The sequence below is a fragment of the Burkholderia sp. PAMC 26561 genome (assembly GCF_001557535.2).
Taxonomy (GTDB): Bacteria; Pseudomonadota; Gammaproteobacteria; order Burkholderiales; family Burkholderiaceae; genus Caballeronia.
Genome location: NZ_CP014306.1, coordinates 875175 through 899161 on the forward strand (window position 1 = coordinate 875175; position 23987 = coordinate 899161).

The 23987-nt window shown below is 61.0% G+C and carries 20 protein-coding genes; 3 read left to right on the top strand and 17 right to left on the bottom strand.

Annotated features, from left to right (window positions below; genetic code table 11):
* Positions 1-48 precede the first annotated feature (48 nt).
* On the top strand, positions 49-1290 hold the full coding sequence (locus AXG89_RS04115; protein ID WP_062168117.1) for an MFS transporter: 1242 nt from the start codon (positions 49-51) through the stop codon (positions 1288-1290).
* A 45-nt stretch (positions 1291-1335) separates the two neighbouring features.
* On the opposite strand, the gene AXG89_RS04120 is transcribed toward AXG89_RS04115, so the two are convergent.
* From AXG89_RS04120 to AXG89_RS04135, 4 genes are all read right to left on the bottom strand, one after another.
* Positions 1336-2106, bottom strand: coding sequence for a carbonic anhydrase (locus AXG89_RS04120; protein ID WP_062168118.1), 771 nt, complete (start codon positions 2104-2106; stop codon positions 1336-1338).
* Between the two features lie 169 nt (positions 2107-2275).
* Complete coding sequence (locus tag AXG89_RS04125; protein ID WP_062168119.1) at positions 2276-3742, bottom strand: glutamate synthase subunit beta; 1467 nt, start codon at positions 3740-3742, stop codon at positions 2276-2278.
* Between the two features lie 81 nt (positions 3743-3823).
* On the bottom strand, positions 3824-8527 hold the full coding sequence (locus tag AXG89_RS04130; RefSeq protein ID WP_062168120.1) for a glutamate synthase-related protein: 4704 nt from the start codon (positions 8525-8527) through the stop codon (positions 3824-3826).
* Between the two features lie 333 nt (positions 8528-8860).
* Entirely contained in the window at positions 8861-9568 is a 708-nt protein-coding gene (locus tag AXG89_RS04135; protein WP_062000457.1) for a transposase, read from the bottom strand.
* A 277-nt stretch (positions 9569-9845) separates the two neighbouring features.
* On the opposite strand from AXG89_RS04135, the gene AXG89_RS04140 reads away from it, so the two are divergent.
* The gene (locus AXG89_RS04140; protein WP_062000458.1) at positions 9846-10571 is read left to right on the top strand and encodes an OmpW/AlkL family protein; all 726 of its coding nucleotides are present in this window, start codon (positions 9846-9848) and stop codon (positions 10569-10571) included.
* Positions 10572-10875: 304 nt separating this feature from the next.
* Positions 10876-11253: a DUF883 family protein gene (locus tag AXG89_RS04145; RefSeq protein WP_062168121.1), complete on the top strand. Its 378-nt coding sequence runs from the start codon at positions 10876-10878 to the stop codon at positions 11251-11253.
* A 73-nt stretch (positions 11254-11326) separates the two neighbouring features.
* On the opposite strand, the gene ugpQ is transcribed toward AXG89_RS04145, so the two are convergent.
* From ugpQ to pilM, 13 genes are all read right to left on the bottom strand, one after another.
* Positions 11327-12070: a glycerophosphodiester phosphodiesterase gene (gene ugpQ / locus AXG89_RS04150; RefSeq protein WP_062168123.1), complete on the bottom strand. Its 744-nt coding sequence runs from the start codon at positions 12068-12070 to the stop codon at positions 11327-11329.
* A 16-nt stretch (positions 12071-12086) separates the two neighbouring features.
* Entirely contained in the window at positions 12087-13169 is a 1083-nt protein-coding gene (locus tag AXG89_RS04155) for a sn-glycerol-3-phosphate import ATP-binding protein UgpC (protein ID WP_062168127.1), read from the bottom strand.
* 10 nt (positions 13170-13179) lie between these two features.
* Positions 13180-13488 (bottom strand): antibiotic biosynthesis monooxygenase family protein, encoded by a 309-nt coding sequence (locus AXG89_RS04160; RefSeq protein ID WP_062000462.1) that lies wholly within the window; start codon positions 13486-13488, stop codon positions 13180-13182.
* A gap of 13 nt (positions 13489-13501) precedes the next feature.
* Positions 13502-14347, bottom strand: a complete 846-nt coding sequence (gene ugpE / locus AXG89_RS04165) for a sn-glycerol-3-phosphate ABC transporter permease UgpE (protein ID WP_062000463.1) — start codon at positions 14345-14347, stop codon at positions 13502-13504.
* The gene (gene ugpA / locus AXG89_RS04170; protein WP_062168129.1) at positions 14344-15228 is read right to left on the bottom strand and encodes a sn-glycerol-3-phosphate ABC transporter permease UgpA; all 885 of its coding nucleotides are present in this window, start codon (positions 15226-15228) and stop codon (positions 14344-14346) included. Before ugpA ends, ugpE begins: the two co-directional genes overlap by 4 nt.
* A gap of 9 nt (positions 15229-15237) precedes the next feature.
* Positions 15238-16560 carry a sn-glycerol-3-phosphate ABC transporter substrate-binding protein UgpB gene (gene ugpB, locus AXG89_RS04175; RefSeq protein ID WP_062168131.1) on the bottom strand — a complete coding sequence of 441 codons (1323 nt, stop codon included), beginning with the start codon at positions 16558-16560 and terminating at the stop codon, positions 15238-15240.
* A gap of 81 nt (positions 16561-16641) precedes the next feature.
* Entirely contained in the window at positions 16642-17868 is a 1227-nt protein-coding gene (locus AXG89_RS04180; protein ID WP_062000466.1) for a deoxyguanosinetriphosphate triphosphohydrolase, read from the bottom strand.
* 186 nt (positions 17869-18054) lie between these two features.
* Complete coding sequence (gene aroB, locus AXG89_RS04185) at positions 18055-19131, bottom strand: 3-dehydroquinate synthase (protein WP_062170268.1); 1077 nt, start codon at positions 19129-19131, stop codon at positions 18055-18057.
* A gap of 8 nt (positions 19132-19139) precedes the next feature.
* Positions 19140-19646, bottom strand: coding sequence for a shikimate kinase (locus AXG89_RS04190; protein ID WP_372237077.1), 507 nt, complete (start codon positions 19644-19646; stop codon positions 19140-19142).
* A gap of 174 nt (positions 19647-19820) precedes the next feature.
* Positions 19821-21410, bottom strand: coding sequence for a type IV pilus secretin PilQ (locus AXG89_RS04195; protein WP_062168133.1), 1590 nt, complete (start codon positions 21408-21410; stop codon positions 19821-19823).
* Positions 21407-22249: a type 4a pilus biogenesis protein PilO gene (gene pilO / locus AXG89_RS04200; RefSeq protein WP_062168135.1), complete on the bottom strand. Its 843-nt coding sequence runs from the start codon at positions 22247-22249 to the stop codon at positions 21407-21409. The genes AXG89_RS04195 and pilO overlap by 4 nt, the downstream gene beginning before the upstream one ends.
* Positions 22246-22923, bottom strand: a complete 678-nt coding sequence (locus AXG89_RS04205; RefSeq protein WP_062168137.1) for a hypothetical protein — start codon at positions 22921-22923, stop codon at positions 22246-22248. The genes pilO and AXG89_RS04205 overlap by 4 nt, the downstream gene beginning before the upstream one ends.
* A complete protein-coding gene (gene pilM, locus AXG89_RS04210; protein WP_062000471.1) occupies positions 22920-23909 on the bottom strand; it encodes a type IV pilus biogenesis protein PilM in 990 nt (329 codons plus the stop codon). Before pilM ends, AXG89_RS04205 begins: the two co-directional genes overlap by 4 nt.
* Positions 23910-23987 lie beyond the last annotated feature (78 nt).

The following is a 23987-nucleotide window of genomic DNA, read 5'->3' on the forward strand; positions in this document are numbered from 1 at the left end:
AGAATGTCTCGCCGCCCTTGCAGAAGCGGGCATTGAACAGGAGACGGGATGCGAGCGTTCGAGTGGTTCACCGAGTTGACGACGCGCGAGCGCCGCACGCTTTACGCCGGGTTCGGCGGCTATGCAGTCGATGCCTTCGACTTCATGATCTACTCGTTTCTCATTCCCACGCTGATCGCCACGTGGGGCATGACCAAGAGCGAAGCCGGGATGATCGCGACGAGTTCGCTGATTTCATCGGCGATTGGTGGATGGCTCGCCGGCATTCTCTCCGACCGATACGGCCGCGTGCGTGTGCTGCAGTGGACCATCGGCTGTTTTGCGTTCTTCACGTTTCTATCCGGCTTCACACATTCGTTCGGGCAGTTGCTTGTCACGCGTACGCTGCAAGGCGTGGGCTTTGGCGGCGAATGGTCGGTCGTGACCGTGATGATGGCCGAGACGATCCGCTCGCCGCAGCATCGCGCGAAAGCGGTCGGGACCGTGCAGAGCAGCTGGTCGTTCGGATGGGGCGCGGCCGCCATTCTCTACTGGGCGTTTTTCGCGTTGCTGCCGGAGGATACCGCGTGGCGTGCGTGCTTCTGGATCGGTATCGTGCCGGCGTTGTGGATACTTTATATTCGCCGCAATGTCAGCGATCCCGATATCTTCCTGGCGACGCGTCGCGCCCGCGATGCTGGCACCGAAACGGCCACGTTCTCCGATATTTTCAAAGGCCCTTATCTCAAGACAACGATACTCGGCAGCGCGTTATGCACCGGCATGCTCGGCGGTTATTACGCGATCACCACGTGGCTGCCCACCTACCTGAAGACCGAACGGCATTTGTCCGTGTTCAACACGAGCGGTTATCTCGTGGTGCTGATCGTCGGCTCGTTTCTTGGCTATGTGTTCGGCGCGATTCTTTGCGACAGGATCGGACGGCGTGCGTCGTTCGTGCTGTTTGCCATCGGCTCATTTTTGCTCGGCATGATCTACACGATGATCCCCATCACCGATCACGCCATGTTGCTGCTTGGCTTTCCGCTCGGCATTGTCGTGCAGGGGATTTTCGCGGGCGTGGGGGCGTATTTATCAGAGTTGTATCCGAATGCGATTCGCGGATCGGGACAGGGATTTTGCTACAACCTCGGACGCGGGCTTGGATCGTTCTTTCCGATTCTTGTCGGGGTGTTTTCGCAAAGCATGTCGCTCGTCAAGGCAATAGGCGTGGTCGCGGGGACAGGGTATTTGCTGGTGATCGTCGCGACGTTGTTGTTACCGGAGACAAAGGGGAAGGCGCTGAGTTGAGGCCGCCTTTTTTTCTTTTTGCGCGGCCTCGTTCGGCTTGGCTGCTTAATCCACCTCGAAGATCTCGCGTCCGTTCGTCGGCTGCACCGGGCGTTGATTTCCATTATAGAAATGATGCATGGCATCGAGTTGCTGCTTTGTGATCGTCATCGGTTCCTTGAACTCGATCCACGTCACACCTTCCGTGCAAGGCGGCGTTGTGAGTGATCCACTGTAGGTGTAATAGCCCTTGTTTTTAGGCAGCAAGTCCAGCGGATTTACCGTGACGGCAGTCACTTTCATCTCAGCACCCGCCTCGTTTGGGACGCGATCGAGCATCGCCTGGATGACAGGGTTCGCGCGCTCGCCGAGCTTGAATTGCACGGCTAATACGAGCAGCTTGCCATCGGCGGAACTGTGCACAAGGTGAGCGTCCATCACGCTTTCCTTGCCAGCGAAACGCTCTTCGCCTGGCGAGTGGAAGTGGAATTGAACGAGTTGATAGGCGTGATCGCCGAGGGTGATGCTGTCAGTGCCGGGCGTTGCGTTGAACTGAACCGCGTGACCGGTATTGACGATATCGATGGGAAGCGGCGCATAGTTGATCTTGAGGCGCGGCATGTCGGCGGGCGCCTTTTTCGCGCCTTCGATGTTGATCGGCGATTCAGCGCGGCCGCTTTCGCATGCGTGGAAGGCTTCGCTCAAAGCGCCCCAGTGCGCGGGGCCGTGGTTGCCGGTATAGGTCCAGCCGTGGTTTGTTTCTGCCGCGGATGTCGTTAGTGAAACGAAGGCGGCAATTAGGATTGCGCCGCTGGACTTCCACTTGATCTTGGTCATGCCGTACCCCCGGAAATGTGAGGGCGTTAGCATGCGCCTGGGTTAGAGCGGGGGATATCGGAGAAGTCGTAATAGCGGGTTGTGGAAATGGAAACGGTGCCGACCGCCAATAAAAACCGGGCTCACCCTCGAGCCCGGTTTCAACAAACCGCAACGATAAACCAAACCTTTATCGCGGCAATTCGCTAGACCCCATCAAAAATGCATCGACCGAACGTGCGCACTGCCGGCCTTCGCGGATCGCCCACACGACCAGCGACTGGCCACGGCGCATGTCGCCGGCGGTAAAGACCTTCGGCACCGACGTGAAGTACGCCTTCTCGCCTTCGGTCGAAGCCTTCACGTTTCCACGCGCGTCCTTATCAACACCGAACGCGTCGAGAACCGGCGACGTAGGCTGCGTAAAGCCCATTGCGAGCAGCACCAGGTCGGCCTTCATTTCGAACTCCGATCCCGCCACTTCCTGCATCTTCCCGTCCTTCCATTCCACGCGCACGGCAATCAGCTTCTCGACCTTGCCGTTCTTGCCTTCGAAGCGCTTTGTCGCCACGGACCAATCGCGCTCGCAACCCTCATCATGCGACGACGACGTACGCAACTTGATCGGCCAGTACGGCCAGACGAGCGGCTTGTTCTCGACTTCAGGCGGCTGCGAAAGCAACTCGAACTGCGTCACGCTCTTCGCGCCATGCCGGTTCGATGTCCCTACGCAATCCGAACCCGTATCGCCGCCGCCGATCACCACGACATGCTTGCCCTTGGCAATCAATTGATCGGCAACCGTATCGCCGGCGTTGACCTTGTTCTGCAGCGGCAGGAATTCCATCGCGTAATGGATGCCCTGCATTTCGCGACCCGGCACCGGCAAGTCGCGCGGCGTTTCGGAACCGCCGGCAATGACGACGGCATCGAATTGTTCGCGCAGTTCGTCGGGCGTGATGGTTTCACGCGCCGTGTTCGCAATATGCCCCGGCAACGGATCCTTGCCGATAAACACATTCGTCCGGAACGCCACGCCTTCGGCTTCCATCTGGCGCATGCGGCGATCGATGAGCCATTTCTCCAGCTTGAAATCAGGAATGCCATAACGCAGCAATCCGCCAATGCGATCGTTCTTCTCGAACACCGTCACCTCGTGACCGGCGCGCGCAAGTTGCTGCGCAGCGGCCAATCCCGCAGGACCCGATCCAACCACGGCCACCTTCTTGCCGGTCTTGTGCTTCGACGGCAAAGGTGCAACCCAGCCTTCGGTCCAGGCTTTATCGATGATCGCGTGTTCGATCGACTTGATGCCGACGGCATCGTCATTGATACCGAGCGTGCACGCCGACTCGCACGGCGCCGGGCAAATGCGGCCCGTGAACTCGGGAAAGTTGTTCGTGGAATGCAGCACTTCAATGGCCGACTTCCAGTCCTGACGGAATACCAGATCGTTGAAATCCGGAATGATGTTGTTCACCGGACAGCCGTTGTTGCAGAACGGAATGCCGCAATCCATGCAGCGCGCGCTCTGGATCTTCGCGTTCTCGTCCGACAGTGCGTGAACAAATTCCTTGTAATGCTTGACGCGGGCGAGCGGCGCTTCATACGTCTCATGCTGGCGCTCGAACTCGAGAAAACCGGTTGCCTTGCCCATATGGTTCTCTTTCTCTGTATTGGGGGTTGATCCACCCCTCGGCGTCTTGCGCCGAAGGGCCGTACTAAGGATTAAGAAAGCTCAGGCGGCGATCGCGTCTTTCGCTTTCTTCGCGCCCAGCTCGCCGAGCGCCCGCTTGTATTCCGTCGGGAAGACCTTCACGAACTGACGGCGCGACGCATCCCAGTTCTCCAGCAAAGCCTTCGCGCGCGGCGAACCGGTGGTCTGGAAGTGCCGCTCGATCAGCCCCTTGAGCAACGCTTCGTCGGTCTGGCCGGTGTGCCACAAAGCGCGGTCGACCGTACGCTCCTGTTCGGCTTGCTGCAGGACCGGATCGAGCGCGACCATCGCCTTGTTGGCCTTGCCGCCGAACGTGCCGTCCGGATCGAAGACAAACGCCACGCCGCCCGACATGCCCGCGGCGAAGTTGCGCCCCGTTTCTCCGAGCACGACAACCGTGCCGCCAGTCATGTATTCGCAACCGTGATCGCCCGTGCCTTCGACAACCGCCGTCGCGCCCGAGTTACGCACGGCGAAACGCTCGCCCGCGACGCCGCGGAAATACGCTTCACCTTCAATCGCGCCGTACAGGACCGTGTTGCCGCAGATGATGTTTTCTTCCGACTTGCCACGGAAATCGTTCGTCGGGCGAATGATGATGCGGCCGCCCGACAAACCCTTGCCGACGTAGTCGTTGCCATCGCCGACGAGATCCAGCGTGATGCCCTTCGCCAGGAACGCGCCGAAACTTTGCCCAGCCGTACCCTTCAACTGGATATGGATGGAGTCATCGGCGAGACCGTCATGGCCGTGCTTGCGCGCGACGAGCCCCGACAACATTGCACCGACCGTGCGGTTCACGTTGCGTACCGGCTGGATGAACGAGACGTGCTCGCCCTTCTCGATCGCGGCCCGCGACTTCTCGATCAACACGTGATCCAGCGCCTTCTCAAGACCGTGGTCCTGCGTCTCGACGTGCTTCGTCGCGATGCTGCCGTCGTTCGGCACTTGATAGAACACCTTCGAGAAGTCCAGACCCTTCGCCTTCCAGTGCTCGACGCCCTTCTTCGTATCGAGCAATTCGGCGTGACCGATCAGGTCATCGAACTTGCGGATGCCCAGTTGCGCCATGATTTCCCGCACTTCTTCCGCGATGAAAAAGAAGAAGTTCACGACGTGTTCCGGCTGTCCCGTGAACTTGGCGCGCAGAACCGGATCTTGCGTTGCAACACCGACCGGGCACGTGTTCAGGTGACACTTGCGCATCATGATGCAACCCTGCACGACGAGCGGCGCGGTCGCGAAACCGAATTCATCGGCGCCGAGCAGCGCACCGATCACCACGTCGCGGCCGGTTTTCATCTGACCGTCGGCCTGCACGCGGATACGCCCGCGCAGACGATTGAGCACGAGCGTCTGCTGCGTTTCAGCCAGACCCAGTTCCCACGGCGTGCCCGCATGCTTGAGCGATGACAACGGCGAAGCGCCCGTGCCGCCATCGTGGCCTGCGATCACGACGTGATCCGCCTTTGCCTTTGCAACGCCGGCGGCGACGGTTCCAACGCCCACTTCCGACACGAGCTTCACCGACACGCTCGACGACGAGTTTACGTTCTTCAGATCGTGAATGAGCTGCGCCAGGTCTTCGATGGAATAAATATCGTGGTGCGGCGGCGGCGAGATCAGGCCCACGCCCGGCACCGAATAGCGCAACTTGCCGATGTAATCGCTGACCTTGTGGCCCGGCAGTTGTCCGCCTTCGCCCGGCTTCGCGCCCTGCGCCATCTTGATCTGAATCTGATCAGCCGACGACAGATACTCGGCCGTCACGCCGAAACGTCCCGACGCCACCTGCTTGATCTTGGAGCGCAGCGAATCGCCATCCTTCAGCGGGATGTCGGTGACGACTTCGTCGCCGATGACCGAGCGCATGGTGTCGCCGTTCTTGATCGGAATGCCGCGCAGTTCGTTGCGATACCGGTTTGCATCTTCGCCGCCTTCACCCGTGTTCGACTTCCCGCCGATACGGTTCATGGCCACGGCCAGCGTCGCGTGCGCCTCCGTGCTGATGGAACCCAGCGACATCGCGCCCGTCGCAAAACGCTTGACGATTTCCTTCGCCGGTTCCACTTCATCGAGCGGAATCGCCTTGGTGGGATCGACCTTGAACTCGAACAGGCCACGGAACGTCATGTGACGCTTCGTCTGGTCGTTGATCAGGTGCGCATATTCCTTGTACGTCTGGTACGAATTGCTGCGCGTGGAGTGCTGCAACTTGGCGATGGCATCCGGCGTCCACATGTGCTCTTCACCGCGCACGCGATACGCATATTCACCGCCGGCATCGAGCATGGTCGCGAGGACCGGGTTCTCGCCAAACGCCTCACGATGCAAACGGATCGCTTCCTCGGCCACTTCGAAGATGCTGATACCGCCAACCTTCGATGCCGTGCCCTTGAAGTACTTCTCGACCAGATCGCTCGACAAACCGACGGCTTCAAAAATCTGCGCACCCGTGTACGACATGTACGTGGAGATGCCCATCTTCGACATGACCTTGTACAAGCCCTTGCCCACGGCCTTCGTGTAGTTGTAGATGGCTTTGTCGGCGGAAAGATCGCCTTTCAGGCCTTCGGCCATTTGCGCGAGCGTTTCAAGCGCCAGGTACGGATGCACGGCTTCCGCGCCGTATGCAGCCAGCAACGCAAAGTGATGCGTCTCGCGCGCCGATCCCGTTTCCACGACCAGGCCCGTGCTCGTGCGCAGACCATGCTGCACGAGATGCGTATGAATGGCGGACGTGGCGAGCAGCGCCGGAATGGCGAGATTGTCGCGATCCATCTTGCGATCCGACACGATCAACATGTTGTAGCCGGACTTCACTGCGTCCACGGCTTCCGCGCACAGCGAAGCAAGGCGTGCTTCAACGCCTTCGTTGCCCCACACGACCGGATAGCAGATGCTCAGTTCGTACGAGCTGAACTTGCCGCCGGTGTATTTGTCGATGGCGCGAATCTTCGCAATGTCCTTGAAGTCGAGCACGGGCTGCGAGACTTCGAGACGCATCGTGGGGTTGATGTTGGTGGTGTCGAGCAAGTTCGGCTTCGGGCCGACGAACGACACCAGCGACATCACCATGTTCTCGCGGATCGGGTCGATCGGCGGGTTTGTCACTTGCGCGAACAACTGCTTGAAGTAGTGATACAGCGTCTTGTTCTTGTTGGACATGACCGCGAGCGGCGAGTCGTTGCCCATTGAACCGACGGCTTCTTCGCCCAGTTGCGCCATGGGGGCCATCAGGAACTTGACGTCTTCCTGCGTGTAGCCGAACGCCTGCTGACGATCCAGCAAAGCCGCGGCTTCGCGACGCTGGGTATCGACTTCTTCCGCCTTAGGTTCGATCTCGTCGAGCTTGATGCGCACAGCGTCGATCCAGCTCTTGTACGGCTTGCCGTTCGCGAGGTTGTCCTTGAGTTCCTTGTCGTCGATGATCCGGCCTTGCTCCATGTCGATCAGGAACATCTTGCCCGGCTGCAGACGCCACTTCTTCACAATCTTCGATTCCGGCACAGGCAGCACGCCCGCTTCCGATGCCAGGATGACGAGGTCGTCGTCCGTGATCACGTAGCGCGCCGGACGCAGGCCGTTACGGTCGAGCGTGGCGCCGATCTGGCGGCCATCGGTGAACGCGATTGCGGCGGGGCCGTCCCACGGCTCCATCATGGCCGCGTGATATTCGTAGAACGCGCGCCGGTTGTCGTCCATCAGCGTGTGCTGTTCCCAGGCTTCGGGAATCATCATCATCATGGCGTGGACAAGCGGGTAACCCGCCATCACGAGCAATTCGAGGCAGTTATCGAACGATGCCGTGTCCGACTGGCCCGGGTAGATCAGCGGCCAGAGTTTCGGCAGGTCGTCGCCCAGCACGTAGCTGGCGATCGCGCCAGTACGCGCGTTCAGCCAGTTGACGTTGCCCTTCACGGTGTTGATTTCACCGTTGTGCGCAATCATGCGGTACGGGTGCGCGAGTTCCCACGCAGGGAACGTGTTCGTGGAGAAACGCTGGTGCACGAGCGCAAGCGCCGACACCGTGCGGTCGTCCTGCAGGTCGCGGTAATACACGCCGACCTGGCCGGCCAGCAACAGGCCCTTGTAGACGATGGTGCGCGCTGACATCGACGGCACGAAGTATTCCTTGCCGTGCTTCAGCTTGAGCGCCTGGATGCGGTGGCTGGCGGTCTTGCGGATCACGTACAGCTTCCGCTCGAGCGCGTCGGTCACGACAATGTCCTTGCCGCGGCCGATGAAGATCTGCCGGATCAGCGGTTCGCTTGCTTTCACGGTCGGCGAAATTGGCATGGTGGCGTCGACGGGGACATCACGCCAGCCGAGCACGATCTGGCCTTCCGCCTTCACCGTGCGTTCGAGCTCCTGCTCGCACGCCAGACGCGATGCGTGTTCTTTCGGCAAAAAGATCATGCCTACGCCGTACTCGCCTTCCGGCGGCAACGTCACGCCCTGCTTCGCCATTTCCTCACGATAAAACCCGTCGGGGATCTGGATCAGGATGCCCGCGCCGTCGCCCATCAGCTTGTCGGCGCCGACAGCGCCCCGATGGTCGAGGTTTTCAAGGATCTTCAGACCCTGCTGGATGATTTCGTGGCGCTTCTTGCCTTTGATATGCGCAACGAAGCCAACGCCACACGAGTCGTGTTCGTTCTCAGGGTCGTACATGCCCTGAGCGGCGGGAGCGGAACCGAGAGTCGGCGGCAATTGATCGTTCATGGGTCACCGTGTTCTGTGGGGGGCCGAGAGCGGCCGTTGAACATGCTTTATGCGTTGCTCGTGCCACGGTCAGGGCAAGACCTGGAACCTGACGATCGACACGAAGCCGGTCGTACAACGGACGCAATGCGTCCCGAACCGCCGGAAAACGAAATATACGCGATCAATCAAACAGTTGGCAATGAAAACGCTATGATCTGGCACCTATTATCGAGTTGGTGCATGAAAACTTGATTTAATTGGTGTCATATCAAATTCGATGAAAATAAAACGGCATGCCGATTTTTGTCGTCATGCCGTTGGTTCATTCTTCAGTTCTTGCTCAAAAGTCCGTTATTGCGTCTGTGGTGTTTCGCGAATCTTGCGGGGCCGGCCACGGGGCAGCGGCGAGACGCGCCGGTTGGCTGCGCGCGCCGCCCATTCGCGGTAAGAATCGCTGCCGAGCACCCAGCCCTTGAGTGTCGCTTGAAGGAGACGGTTGGCTTCGCGTTCATCGAGCGGTTGCTCGCACAGCTCGAGATAAGCGCGCTGGCGCTCGAACGGAGTGTTGCCGAGCTTCCAGAAAAGCGCATGGTCGGTGATCAGGCTGTCGAGCGTCAGGCCGATGTGATGCCGGTAGCTCGACCACTTGTAGTCTTGCGGCGTGCCCGCGAGACCCGCCTGCACCGGCGCCATCTCGACCACGCGGCTTGCGAGCAGGAAGTAGGTTTCACCTTCGATCACCGTTGCGCGGTAGCGGCCCTCCCATAGCGTGCCGCGACGGGCGTACCGTCGGTTGAAGTGCGCGACGTAGCGCCTGCCGACCGCCTGCATCGCTTTGGGCAGACTTGCTTCGTCGCGGGGCGTGACGAGCAGGTGCACCGCGCCGGGCATGAGCGCGTAGGCGTGGATGGCGAGATTGTGGTCGCGGGAAGCCGTGCGCAGACATTCGATAAAAAGCTCGTAGTCCGGAGCATCGATGAAAGCGGGCTGCTGGTCGAGACCGCGCAAGATGACGTGCTGCGGCTGTTCGGGAACGTAGAGTCGTGCAAGCCGTGCCATTCTGGATTTTCCGTTGGTCGGGCGTTGATCGGTTTCGGGGAGTTCCGGCGGCGCTCCGGGGGTCCGTCTAAACGATATTCTGGGCCACCTTGAATTTTTTCGTTGAGATGCCGGCGATTCGCATCGACGAGGGAACTCAGGTGTACGAGACAGTTTTACGTATAGCGCTAACCCATTTGGAGCCGGCATTCCTCCTAGGGAAAACGCTTTGCGGTGAAACGTGGTTTGTTTCAATTGTTCTGTTCATAATTAGCGTGCTTTCTCGGAGGAGCACTCAATGAAAATAAAACAGGTAGTGACGGGGGTTGCAGCATTTACCTGCATCACGGGCGCAGCACATGCCCAGTCGGCAAATACTTTTTACTTCACCACAGGCTGGTTCCACTTTGCACCGCTCTCGAGCAGCGGTCCGCTCAAGGAGACCAGCGTGGGTGGATCGCCGGTTGGTATCGAGGTGCCCAACACGGGCGCCAGCCTCTCGAATGGTGATACGGCAGGTTTCACTGCGGGCTACTTCGTCACCGACCATATCGCCGGCGAGTTCGTACTCGGCATTCCGCCCAAGTTCGATCTCAAGGGTGACAAGAGTTACTCCGGTTACGGCACGATCGGAACGGCCAAGCAATGGAGTCCGACGTTTCTTCTGAAGTATTACTTCATGCAACCACAGGCCAAACTGCGCCCGTACGTGGGGATTGGCGTAACGCGGGTGTGGTTCACCGACGCCAAGATCACGAACACGGGATTTGAAAGCAACGTGCTGCATGGTCCGACCGACGTATCCACGGATCGTTCCTGGGCTCCCGTGTTTAATGCAGGTCTCACTTATTCGTTTTCGGAACACTGGTTCGCTGGCTTCTCACTCTCCTTCGTGCCCTTGCATGCCACTGCCAAGCTGACCACGCAAGCCCAGACGCCCGTTGGACCGCTGACCGTCAAGACCGAGGCTAAGCTCAGGCTGAATCCGATCGTGACGTATTTGAACGTTGGATACCGGTTCTGACGCTCCGGGTTGAAGCCATAGCAAGCAATAGCAAGAAACAAGCGCCGTCGCGGGTGAAACGCGGCGGCGCTTTGTATTCATCGGCTTGTAAAAATGACCCGGATATTGTGCCAACAGGCAGGTGCCAGCGCACTTTCTACCCTTTCGTCCTCTATTCAATTCATCAGACGCCTTGCGTGGCAAGGCTTCAGCGCGCATTGTTGAACCCGACAAGTGAACCGGCATCCAACTTGCTCACCTCTAGCGTTTCCGCCAACTTAAGGTTGCGGCCCATCCACGACTCATCCATCGACGGAGCGATCCTATGAACGCCTTTCCCAATACGCGAGACGCCATCGGAGATTCATGGAACTCCACCAGCCGCCGTGCTCGCCGGATTTCACGGCACAGCAGCGACGCGGCGCAGGATATCGGCGGCGAACTTCGCACGCTGATTTCAGAGATTGAAGAAACGTTGTCAGAAGGGACATCGGCGGATGTCGCCGCATTGCGTACTCAGTTGAGCAAAAGCGTGGATTCGGCGCGCGCCCGCTTGAACGACACGCAAGACGCAGTACGCGCCCGCGCTAATGCAGCGCTGACCGATGCGGACACCTATATTCACGAAAAACCCTGGCAGACCATTGCCCTGGTCGGTGGCCTCGCGCTCGTCGCAGGCGTGCTGCTGGCTCGCGCCCGATAAGTTTCAGCGATGCGAAAAAACGCGCGCCGGGAAATTCCCGGCGCGCGTTTTTATTTGTCGTCTGCTGACGGAATTATCCGAGGAAGTCCACGCCAATCACATCGATACGATCCGTACAGATCGCATCCACGCCCCACTGGGCGAGTTCGCGAGCGCGGGCCGGTTCATTGACCGTGTAGGCGAGAATCCGCAAGCCTGAGTCCTTGATCTCGCGGACCAGGGACTCATTGAGCGTCGTGTGGTCCGCATGCAACGACACGCATGACAGCGCGGCGGTCTGCGCGCGCCAATCGGCGGGAATCTCCTCGTAGAGCATTCCGCGCGGCAAATCGGGCGCGGCTTCGGCGGCGGCCTTGAGTGCATCGTACGAAAACGATGACAACAGCGGCGCCGGCTCGGCATTGGCCCATAAGCGCGCCGCCTCTTGCGCGACCAGAACGCCGGTTTCCACGTCGCGCCCTTCGCACGGCTTGATTTCGATGTTCGCGGCAAGGCCGTGCGAGAAACAACGCTCGGCGACCTGCGCGAGCGTCGGCATGCGTGCGCCGGCGAAACGCGGATCGAACCACGTGCCCGCATCGAGCAACTCGATTTCCTCATAGCGCATCGCTTTCGCGGGTCCGCGACCATTCGACGTCCGGTCCACCAGGTCGTCGTGCAGCAGGAACACGACGTTGTCAGCCGATAACTTCGCATCGAATTCGATCATCTTCAGGCCGAGCCGTGCGCCGGTATCGATTCCGTCCAGCGTGTTTTCCGGCGCGACCTTGCCGCCGCCGCGATGCGCGACGATGCGCGGATAAGGCCAGGTTTTCATCGTAATTCGTCCTTTTTCAGTTCACGCGCCGCCCGGTCTGCGGATCGAAGATATGCAGGCGATGCGCCGGGAGCGCCACTTCCAGCGCCTCGCCACGTGCCGGCCGATGCTCGTGCGGCAAACGCACCGCAACGTCGTGATCGCCCCAGCGGCCGTGAGCGAGGTTGTCGGCGCCAAGCAGCTCACAGGAATCCACGGTAAGCGACACATGCGCGCTCTGCTGCTCCGGCAGCATGTGTTCCGGCCGGATGCCCAGCGTCCACTCGCGGCCCTTCAGGTCCTGCGTCAGCGCATGCATGCCGGCGAGCGGGAGGCGCGGCCCATTGCCGGCGACATCGAAAGTCGAACCGTCATTCGACACGCGTCCTTGCATCAGATTCATGGCCGGCGAGCCAATAAAACTCGCCACGAAAACCGTCGCCGGGCGTTCATAGACTTCGGTCGGCGGCCCGATCTGTTCCGCGTAGCCGCGATTCATCACGATTACGCGCTCCGCGAGTGTCATGGCTTCGATCTGGTCGTGCGTGACGTACAGGCTCGTGGTCGAGAGCCGGGCGTGCAGCCGCTGAATCTCCAGCCGCATCTGCACGCGCAGCTTTGCGTCGAGATTGGAGAGCGGTTCATCGAACAGAAACACGGCCGGTTCGCGCACGATCGCGCGGCCCATCGCCACGCGTTGCCGCTGCCCGCCCGACAACTCGCGCGGTTTTCTCTGCAGCAGCGGTTCGAGCTCCAGGATCTTCGCCGCGTTCTGCACACGCCGGTCGATATCCGACTTGCCCACGCCGCTGATCTTCAGCGCGTACGCCATGTTCTGCGCGACGCTCATGTGCGGATACAGCGCGTAGTTCTGGAACACCATCGCGATGTCCCGATCCTTCGGCTCGAGCTTGTTCACCACCTTCTCGCCGATGGAAATCGTCCCTTCGGACACGCTTTCGAGTCCCGCCACCATCCGCAGCAACGTGGATTTTCCGCAGCCCGACGGACCGACCATGACGACGAATTCGCCATCGGCCACTTGCACGTCGATGCCGTGCAAGACGAACTGCTTGCCGTCGTATGTTTTCTTGACGCCTTGAAGGCTTAGTGCAGCCATCGACCCGCCTTCATTTCAGTGCGCCCGCGACCGTCGCAAAATGCGCGACCGCGATGCCCGGTTCATAGAATTTGTGCAGCAACTCGCGCCATTTTTGATAATCGGCGGAATTGCGAAAGCCGTCCTGATGCGCCGCGACGGTTTCCCAGCGGACCAGCAGAACGTATTGCGAACCGTTGCCGGCGTCGGCGCCGCGCACAAGTTCATGCGAGAGGTATCCCGGCTGCGCCGAGATGATCTTCGCGGCTTGCGCGAACGCTGCTTCGAACGCAGCTTCCTCGCCAGCCTTGACCGGCAATTGAGCGACTTCAAGGATCATTGAGTGAGCTCCATTATTTTTCGGAATCGACAAGACCACGCACGAACCAGCGCTGCATGCTCAGCACGACAGCGAGCGGCGGCAACATGGCGAGCAACGTCGCGGTCATCACGAGATGCCACTCGGTGGCCGTGTCGCCCGAACCGATCATGCTCTTGATGCCGACGACCGCGGTTTGCATCGACTGGTCGCTGCTGATCAGGATGGGCCACAAGTACTGGTTCCAGCCGTAGATGAACGTGATCACGAAGAGGGCGGCAATGTTGGTCTTCGAGAGCGGCAACACTACGTCCCAAAGGAAACGCAACGCGCCGGCGCCGTCGATGCGCGCCGCCTCCATGAGTTCATCGGGCAGCGTCATGAAGAACTGGCGGAACAAGAACGTCGCCGTCGCCGATGCAATCAGCGGCAGCGTCAACCCTGCGTACGTATTGCTCATGTGCATCGATGAAACCACTTGCACCGTCGGAAAGATCCGTACTTCCACGGGAAGCATGAGCGTGATGAAGATGAGCCAGAACGCGAGGTTCTTGAACGGGAAACGGAAGAACACGATGGCATACGCGGACAGCATCGAAATGACGATCTTCCCGATGGAAATCACGAGCGCCATGACCAGGCTGTTCATCAGCATGCGGCCAAACGGACTTGCCGCGCTGCCGCTGCCATGCGTCCAGATGTGCGCGACGTTCTCGAACAAATGCGTACTTGGCACGAGCGACAGCGGCACGTTGAAGACTTCCGCTTCGCTCATGGTGGCCGCGCAAAACGCGATGTACACCGGAAACACGACCAGCACCACGCCCACGATCAGCACCGCGTGGCAAAAGAGGTCGAAACCGCGACGGTTTTCGATCATGAGTACTGCACCCGACGTTCAATGAAACGGAATTGCACGACGGTCAGCGCCACCACGATCACCATCAGCACGACGGACTGCGCGCCGGAACTGCCGATATCGAGGCCCTGGAAACCTTCGGCAAAGATCTTGTAGATGAGCGTCTTCGTAGACTGCGCAGGGCCGCCGCCGGTTGCCGCATCGATGACCGGGAAGGTATCGAAGAAGGCGTAGACCACGTTCACGGTCAACAGGAAGAAACTCGTTGGCGACAACAACGGCAACGCAATACCGAAGAAACGCCGGACGGGACCTGCGCCGTCGATAGCCGCCGCCTCGATCAGCGAGCGCGGAATGGCTTGCAGACCGGCGTAGAAGAACAGGAAGTTGTAGCTCACCTGTTTCCACACGGATGCCAGCACCACGAGGAACATGGCCTGCGAGCCATTCAACGCATGGTTCCAGACAATGCCGTATTTCGCGAGCGCATACGTCACCAGTCCAATACTCGGATTGAACAGGAACGACCACAACACGGCGGCAATGGCCGGCGCCACCGCGTACGGCCAGATCAGCAGCGTCTGATAAGTCTTGGCGCCGCGCGTCACGCGATCGGCGCATGCCGCAAGCAGCAGCGAAATGACGAGCCCCGATACGGTGACGAGCGTGCAAAAGATGATCGTCGTGTTGAACGACGACAGATACAGCGGATCCGTGAAGATCTGCTTGAAGTTCGCCAGTCCGACGAACTCGCTCGACGTCCCGAAAGCATCCTGCGTCTGCGTGGCCTGCCACAACGCTTCACCCGCCGGCCACAGGAAAAAGATCGCGGTGATCACGAGTTGCGGCGCGACCAGCAGGTAAGGCAGCAGGCTTGTATTGAACCGCGATCGTTTTTCCATGGCGCGCTCTTAGCTTCCAGCTTTTTCGAATCGGCGCAGCAGATCGTCGCCGCGCGATACGGCCGAATCCAGTGCGTCCTTCGGCGTCTTCTTTTGCGCCCAGACTTGTTCGAGCTCTTCGTCGACGATCGTGCGGATCTGCGGCATGTTGCCAAGACGCAGGCCCTTCGTGAACGGTAACGGCGGCTTGTTCAACATCTGCTTGATGGCGGTATCGGCGCCGGGATTCTTGTCATAGAAACCCTGCTTTTGCGTCAGCTCGTACGCGGCTGTCGTGACCGGCAGATAACCCGTGTCCTGATGCCATTTGGCCGCAACCGCCGGCGAGGTCAGATACGCCAGGAACTTGGCGACGCCCTTGTACGTTGCAGCGTCGTTGCCCGACAGCACCCAGAGACTCGCCCCGCCGATGATCGCGTTTTGCGGTGCGCCCTTCACGCTTTCGTCGTACGGCATCATGCCCGTGCCGAAGCTGAACTTCGCGTACTTCTTGATGTTGGCAAGCGAGCCCGACGAGTTGGTCACGATGCCGCAATCGCCGCTGTAAAACTTCGATACCGCCTCGTCCTTCCGGCCAACGTAGGTGAACGTGCCGTCCTTGGCCATGTTCTGCAGGAATTGAATGTGCGCGATCTGCAGCGGCTTGTTGAATTCGAGCACGGCGTCGGTGCCGTCAAAACCATTGTTCTTCGATGCAAACGGCGCACCGTGCCACGCGCTGTAGTTTTCAAGCTGAATCCAGCTCTGCCAGCCCGACGAATAACCGCACATGCCGGCCGCTTTCAGCTTCTTCGAATCGGCTTCGAGTTCGCCCCATGTTTTCGGCGCATGCGTCGGATCTATGCCGGCCTTCTTGAACGCGTCCTTGTTGTAGTACAGCACGGGCGTGGAGCTGTTGAACGGCATCGAAATCAACTGGCCCGTCTTGGCGTCGCTGTAATAGCTGGCGATGGTCGGCACGAATGCTTTTTCGTCGAGCGGAACGCCGGCTTGCTTGAAGACATCGGACACGGGAATCACGGCTTTCTTGGCCTGGATCATCGTGGCCGTACCGACTTCATAGACTTGCAGGATGGCCGGCGCGTTGCCGCTGCGATACGCCGCGATCCCGGCCGCCAGCGTCTGGTCGTAGCTGCCCTTGAAGACCGGCACGATCTTGTAGTCGCTTTGCGACTTGTTGAAGTCGTTCGCGATGTCGTTCACGCGTTCGCCGAGCGCGGATTCCATTGCATGCCAGAACTGGATTTCTGTTGCGGCCTGCGCCTGGCTTGCACCAAACGTCAAAGCGGCAGCGAGGGAAATGGCGCTGACCAGCAGCTTGCGACTACTCATGAGTTACGTCTCCTTGGACCCGGGTGAAGTGTGCGTGTCTTGCGCGTGAGGGAAGCTCGAAAAACTCTCGAATGCGCGATTCTAGTTATCGTCGATGACGAACAGACGTCCGTATTCCTTCAGCGCGTACCGGTCCGTCATGCCCGCAATGTAATGCGCGATCAGCCGCGCCTGCGTTGTGTTCCCGGCGGCCGCGCCGCCGTGAGTATCGTTCGCCGATTCTTCCGTGACCAGCGCACGCGCCTGGTAATCGGGCGGCAACAGGCGCGGGTCGTCAATGAACGCCTTGAACAGGCCGCTCACCACGCGCTGCGCCTTGTTCGCCATGCGCATCACGCGGTAATGGCGATACAGGTTCTTGTACAGGAAGCGCTTGAGTTCGGCAGCCTGTGCCGCGACGGCGGCCCCGTGCGTGACGAGGGCGGGTGCATTGCGAACGTCTTCGATGGATTGCGGATTGACGCGCGCCAGGTTCTCGCTCGTCGACTCGATCAGGTCCACGATCAGCGTGTTGATGATCCGCCGAATGGTCTCGTGAATCAGCCGGCGTCCTTCGATATCCGGATATTCAGCGCGCGCCGCTTCGTAATGCGTCTGCCAGAGCGCCACGTTCGAGAGCTGCTCGAGCGTGATCAGGCCGGAGCGCAGGCCGTCGTCGACATCGTGATTGTTGTACGCGATCTCGTCGGCGACATTCGCGATCTGCGCTTCTATCGACGGCTGTTTGCGCTTTAAAAAGCGTTCGCCCAGTTCGCCGAGCTTCAGCGCGTTTTCACGCGAACAATGCTTGAGAATGCCTTCGCGTGTTTCGAAGCACAGGTTCAAGCCATCGAATGCGCCATAGTGTTCTTCGAGTTCGTCGACCACCACGAGGCTTTGCAAGTTGTGTTCGAACCCACCGTGCTCGCGCATGCATTCGTTCAGCGCGTCCTGTCCTGCATGGCCGAACGGCGTATGGCCGAGATCGTGCGCGAGCGAAATGGCTTCCACCAGATCTTCGTTCACGCGTAGATTGCGCGCGACCGAACGCGCGATCTGCGCGACTTCGAGGCTGTGCGTGAGGCGTGTGCGAAACAGGTCGCCTTCGTGATTCACGAAAACCTGGGTCTTGTATTCGAGCCGTCGAAAAGCCGTCGAATGAACGATGCGATCGCGGTCGCGCTGGAATTCACTGCGTGCGACCGGCGCTTTTTCTTCGAAGCGGCGGCCGCGAGATTCGGCGGAATGCGCGGCGTACGGCGCGAGATGCGCCTCGAGTGCGAATGACGTCGGTGTGATGCTGGAAACCTGAAATGTCTTGTCGCTCACCGGCTGCTCCGAATCATCGTCATGTCCTGCCCGGCAATGGCCGCGCTTGAACGCAGCATCAACCGCGTCCGATCAGCGGCCATTGGCCCGAGTCGATCTCTTGCCCTTTCGTTCGTTGGTTCTTTGTTCTTCTTTAGCCGCGGTCAAAACTCGCGCGGCACTGGGGATGTCGCGGAGCGTGGCCGCTCAGATGCTGGCCGCGAGTGTCGCACGCACGGCGTCGTCCGGGGCGCCGGTGATCTCGGTTTCGCCGAAACGCTTGAGCAGGATGAACTTGATCTCGCCCGCCTCGGCTTTTTTATCGACTTTCATCAAGTCGATATATCGTTGCTCACCCAGCGCCGGGGCCTTCACCGGCAATTTGGCGTCTGCGATCACGCGAACCAGGCGCGCACGCGATTGTTCGTCCAGCCGGCCAAGCCGCACCGACAGATCCGCAGCCATCACCATGCCCGTACCGACCGCCTCGCCGTGCAGCCATTCGCCATAGCCGAGGCCAGCTTCGATCGCGTGGCCAAACGTATGGCCGAAGTTGAGAATCGCGCGCAGGCCGCCTTCGCGTTCGTCGGCGGCAACCACCGACGCCTTCACCTCACACGAGCGCTTGACCGCACGCGCGAGCGCGGTGGCGTCGCAGTCGTTAAGCGCAGGCGTGTTCGCCTCGATCCAGTCGAAGAATTCGCTGTCGGCGATCGCGCCCGTCTTGATCACTTCCGCGATACCGGCAGCAAGTTCGCGCGGCGGCAGCGTGCGCAACACGCCGATATCCGCGATCACCGCTTGCGGCTGATAAAACGCGCCGATCATGTTCTTGCCAAGCGGATGGTTGATGCCCGTCTTGCCGCCCACCGACGAATCCACCTGCGAAAGCAGCGTGGTCGGCACCTGGATGAACGGGATGCCGCGCATGTAGCTCGCCGCAGCAAACCCGGTCATGTCGCCGATCACCCCGCCGCCCAGCGCAATCAGCGTGGTCTTGCGGTCGGCGCGCTCGGTCAGGAGCGCGGTGAAAATCTGATTGAGCGTGTCGAGATTCTTGTGCGCCTCGCCATCCGGAAGAACGACGGTCGTGACTTTCTTGCCAAGCGGCGCGAGCGCGGCGCGCAGCGCGTCGCCATAAAGCGGATCAACGGTGGTGTTGGTGACGATGGCAACCGATGACCCCGCAATATGCGGCGCGTACAGTTCCGCTTGGCCAATCAGTCCTGCACCGATATGGACGGGGTAGGCGCGATCGCCCAGTTCAACGTTGACGGTAATCATGGCCGACATTATGACGTAGCCGGCTTGGCGATGCCGGCCATCTCCAGTTGCATCAACACCATGTTGACGAGGTTGTTCACCGTCGGCCGCCCCGTTTCCACGATGAAATGCGCGCACTCCTGATACAACGGATCGCGCGTCTTGTAGAGCGCTTCCAGCTTGCCGCGCGGGTCGTCGGTTTGCAGAAGCGGCCGGTTTTTATCGCGGCGGGTGCGCTGCCAAAGCTCGTGCGGCGTTGCACGCAGGTAGATCACCAGGCCGCGATTCTTCAGATGATCGCGATTTTCGGGGCGGAGAATCGCGCCGCCGCCCGTGGCGAGGACGATATTCTCGCGTCGTGACAGCTCATCGATCACGTCCGCCTCCCGCTGCCGGAAGCCTGCTTCGCCCTCGACTTCCCAGATCACGGGAATGCGCGCGCCCGTGCGCGCCTCGATTTCGAGGTCGGAATCGATGAACGAACGCTGCAAGCGGCGCGCGACCGCCCGCCCCACGGTGGTTTTGCCTGCTCCCATGAGTCCGACGAAAAATACGTTCGAGTTCGTTTGCCCGGCTTCCAACTCGCTTACCTTTGCATTGATTCCGGTCCCGATTCTGGTCCCGTTCGTGCGGGAGCTTAAAGGCAAAAGGGCCGCTTTGTCGAGCCGGAAAGCCTCGCCGAAGGCTTGCCACAGGCTTTCCGGCGACCTTCACAAGCGCGCCGGGACGATGTGCGGGGTGATAAAAATGACCAGTTCGCTGCGCGAATTCCGGCGCGCGGTGTGACGAAAAAGCCAGCCCAATCCCGGGATTTTACCGAGCAACGGGACGCGGGTGACGTCGTCGCGCTCGTCGCTCGAATAAATCCCGCCGATTGCGACCGTGCCGCCGTCCTCCACTTCGACTCGCGTCTGCACGTGTTTTGTGTTGATCGCGGGCCCCGCAGCGGTCTGCTCGCCGACACTATCCTTCGATACATCCAGGTCCAGGATCACATGCCCATGCGGCGTGATTTGCGGTTCGACCTCCAGTTTCAGCGCAGCGCGGCGAAATTGCACGCCCGACACGCCGTTGCCGACCTTCGCCTGATACGGCAATTCCGTGCCCTGCTCGACAATCGCTTTCACGCGATCGGCCGTGACCACGCGCGGGCTCGACACGATCTCGCCGCGCCCTTCCGTTTCGAGTGCGCTCAGCTCGATGTTCAGCAGCCGCGTCGCCTGGGCGGCGAAAAGCGTGAGGCCGGCGGTGGCTGCATCGAATCCGCCGATAGGACGCGCCGACAGATCGAGCACCGCGCCGTCCGTACCCGCTACCAGCCCGCGCGCGGTGCCCTCGCCGGTGGCTATCATCGACAGCTTCACGCCCAGGTTGCGCGAAAACCCGGTTTCGCCTTCCACGATGCGCGCCTCGATCATCACTTGTGGCGTCGGCTGGTCGATCCGCGCGATCAGCTCGGCGATCTCCGCGACGCGTGCATCAAGGTCCGTGACGAACAGCAGGTTCGTGCGTGCGTCGGCCATGACGGAACCGCGCTTCGACAACACCCGCTGGTTGCCCGAGCCGGTAAGCAGCTTCCTGACGTCGTCGGCGCGCGGGTAGCGCAGGACAAACGTACGGCTGCCAAGCGGCTCCAGGTCCGCGGCACGCGCATGGGCCTCGTAGCGCAGGCGCTCGCGCGCCGCGAGTTCGGCCATCGGCGCGACCCAGATCACGTCGCCGTGGCGCTCCATTGCAAGGCCGTGGACGTCGAGAAGCGTATCGAACGCGCGCCGCCAGGGGACATCGATCAGATTGATCGATACTTGCCCGCGAATCTTGTCACTCGCCACGATATTCACCCCTGAGAACTTCGCGAACGTCTGCAGTACCGCGCCGAGGTCCGCATTCTTCAGGTTGAGCGAGATCGGTTTGCCATCGTCGTTGGCCGCATCTGCGCGATCAGGCGCGCTACGGCTCATGCGCTCCATGGGCGGCAAAGGCGTGGGCGGGCCTTCGAGCGGCGGGGCGGCATCCGCAGTCGCGGGGGTTGCAGTGAGTCCGGCTGGCGCGGCGGCTTTCGCCGGAGCGACCCAGGCGCCATCCTCCCCGGACGGCTCCGCCGGAACGTCCGCCGATGTGTCCTCGGCGAACTGATCGGTGGGCAGCGTCAGCGGAAAGCTGGCCGGCAAGGGCGGGAGCGGAGCAATGGCGGCGTCCACGCAAGCAGACTGCAGCAACAAGATTGACGCGCTGCTCCAGGCAATCATTCGGCGACAAACCCCGCGCTCCACCCGCACCATTACACGCATGAAGCTCATGGCCGATCCTCGGCAAAAGCAATCGTGCGCGCGACACCATCGACACGACGCAACTCGATTGAGCGAGCACGCACGCTGCCGAGCCATTCGTCGCCGACCGCTTGACCCGGTGTATATCCGTCGATGCCCGCAGCGGTTTCCAGCAGCGCCATGGAACGGCTTCGGCTCCGAAGCGTGCCGACCAGAAGAATCGCGCCTGCATCGCCGGGGCCGGTGCCGTTTTTCACGCCGAAGGGGTCAATGGCGAATGCGTCCCGCCGCGACGGTTCTGGACGTGCAACAGCCGGCAGGTCCTCAAAGACCCGCAGCGTTGCGTCCAGGCCGAGCGAATTGCTGACCAATACGTCCCGTTTGATCTGCACGTCAGCGGGTACGACCAGACGCGGCAGCCCCTCGAGCGCTTCCATGAAACGCCGGATCTCACCAAACGAACCTTCCGCGCGAAACCGCAGCGGCCGCTCGCTCTCGAGGCCCTCGCCCTTTTGCACCGATGGTTCTATGGTTCCGATCCGCAATCCGCTTTGAGCGGCGAGCGCTGTGATCTCGTGAAGCGCGTCGGCGACGGTCCAGCGTGATTGGCGTGCGTCCTCGCCCGAACGCGTGCGCATCGCCGGCAATTCGTTGGCCACTGTGCGAGCACGGTCAAGCCGATGCCTGGCGTCATCCAGCGCCGAGCGGCTTGCTTGCGTGCCGCCCATATCGGATGAGCGCCATAGCGTAGTGCCCAATGCAAACACCAGCGCGCCCACGACAACGCCCGTCACTGCAAGTCGAAAGTTGCTCCACGCATCGAGTGGCTCGGAGAGGAGCGAAAGAAGGTTGGCATATGAAGGTTTCATCGCGTGCTGCTCCGGACGCCAGGTTTGGAAGCCGATGGTGAGAGCGCCCGCTTGCCAGCCTTCAACGGTTTCGCGTTCTTGGCACTCCCAACGCCATCCGCCCATCGCACGAGCGCGATGAAGTCGTAAGCGCCGGACCTGTCCACCCGCACGTTTTTCACAGGCGAAACGACTCGCCGGCGCATTTCGACAACCTCGACAGCACCCACGCCCGGCACATCTTCAAGCGCCTTGAGCCACGCTGCAGCGGTGTGGGAATCCGGTGCACTCGCGGCAAGCTCCACTTCGCTCACTCGCTGCGTCACGCGCTGCAAACCAACCCTACCCTGCGATGCCCCTTGCGCCAGCGCGTCGAGCAAACCGAGAAATCGCGCACGCGGCTCGGCGATCGGCACGGCGGCACTTTCGGCGCGCTTGCCCAAGGCCTCCCGTTCGGCCAGACGCGCGTGCTCCGCCAAAGGCGCGCTCAACCTGGCCAACGCCTGATCGAGCGCCACACGTTGCTCATCCAGATGAGCACGCGTCAGCGCCTCCCATCCGGCCATTGCGCCGATCGCGCCACATCCGGCAACGCTCGCGCCGGCGAGCAACGCCAACGCACGATTGCGCGCACGACGCCGCGCGCCCGGCCGATAAGGCAGCAAATTAAAAGCATGCAAACCAGCCGCGCTCATGGCATCACCTCACGCAGTCCGAGTCCCAGCGCAACGGCGAACAAGGGCGAATGCGCGAGGCGGTCGTCCACACGCTGCGCTCCATTGCAAAACGGCGCGCATTCGAATGGCATGACCGGGCATCCGAACGTGACCGTCAGCATTTGTGTAGACACACCCGCCCGATTCAGCAGCTCAATATCCCCGCCCACATAAATCCAGTGCACGCGAGGCCCATTGCCGACAAGATCCGTCAACGCCTCGATCGCGCTCGAGTATTCCGGCGATGGATACCGCATCTCGTTCTCCACGCCATCCTCGCCGATAACCCACGCATGAAGCCCCGAGCTCTCGATCCAGCACGCGACAAACCGCTCCTCCCGGTCGATTTCCATCGCAGCCGAATAGCACAACGCACGCAAGGCGGCGCCCGGCTCGCCATCGATGGCGCTCAGCACAATGTCGGCGCCCGCCGCGGCCTCTACGCGCGACTCCACGTAGCGCCGGGCCGTGGCTGCGATGGAGACCTCGGTCGCACCGTCGTCACGCTCGTAGATCGACCAGTCCACAGACAGCGCCCCACGTTCGATACCCGCCAGGCGCTCAGCCTCGGCCAGCACGGCCGGCTCGAGCACACCGCGCGGATCGTGACCAAGCTTCTGCTTTTCGTTCGACAGCTTTTCAAGCAATACCCGCGTGGTGAGCGTCGCCGATGCAGGCAACGCCATTGCACAACGCAGCGAGCGCAGCGCGCCCCGCGCCGGCAGCCGCGAAAACGCTTCGCGCAACGCCGCGGAGATCGCAGCACCATCGACGAAATCGCCGCTGACCACCGCGCCCCTCGGCAACAAGACCTCTTCCAGCCGCTCGACGCAAACCGGCCGGTTGGCCTGCAGCCGCTTGCTGACCACGGCCAGTCGCACAGCCCGCTCGGTTATATCGATACCCGCCGCGAACCGCCGGGTCACCGTCACCACTGATCCACGCAACGCCGTCTGCGCACCCATGCTCTACCTCTCCTGTCCGGCCGCGCACCGAACCGTTCGGGCGCTGGCAATGGAAGAATTGTGGGCAGCAGGCGTGGT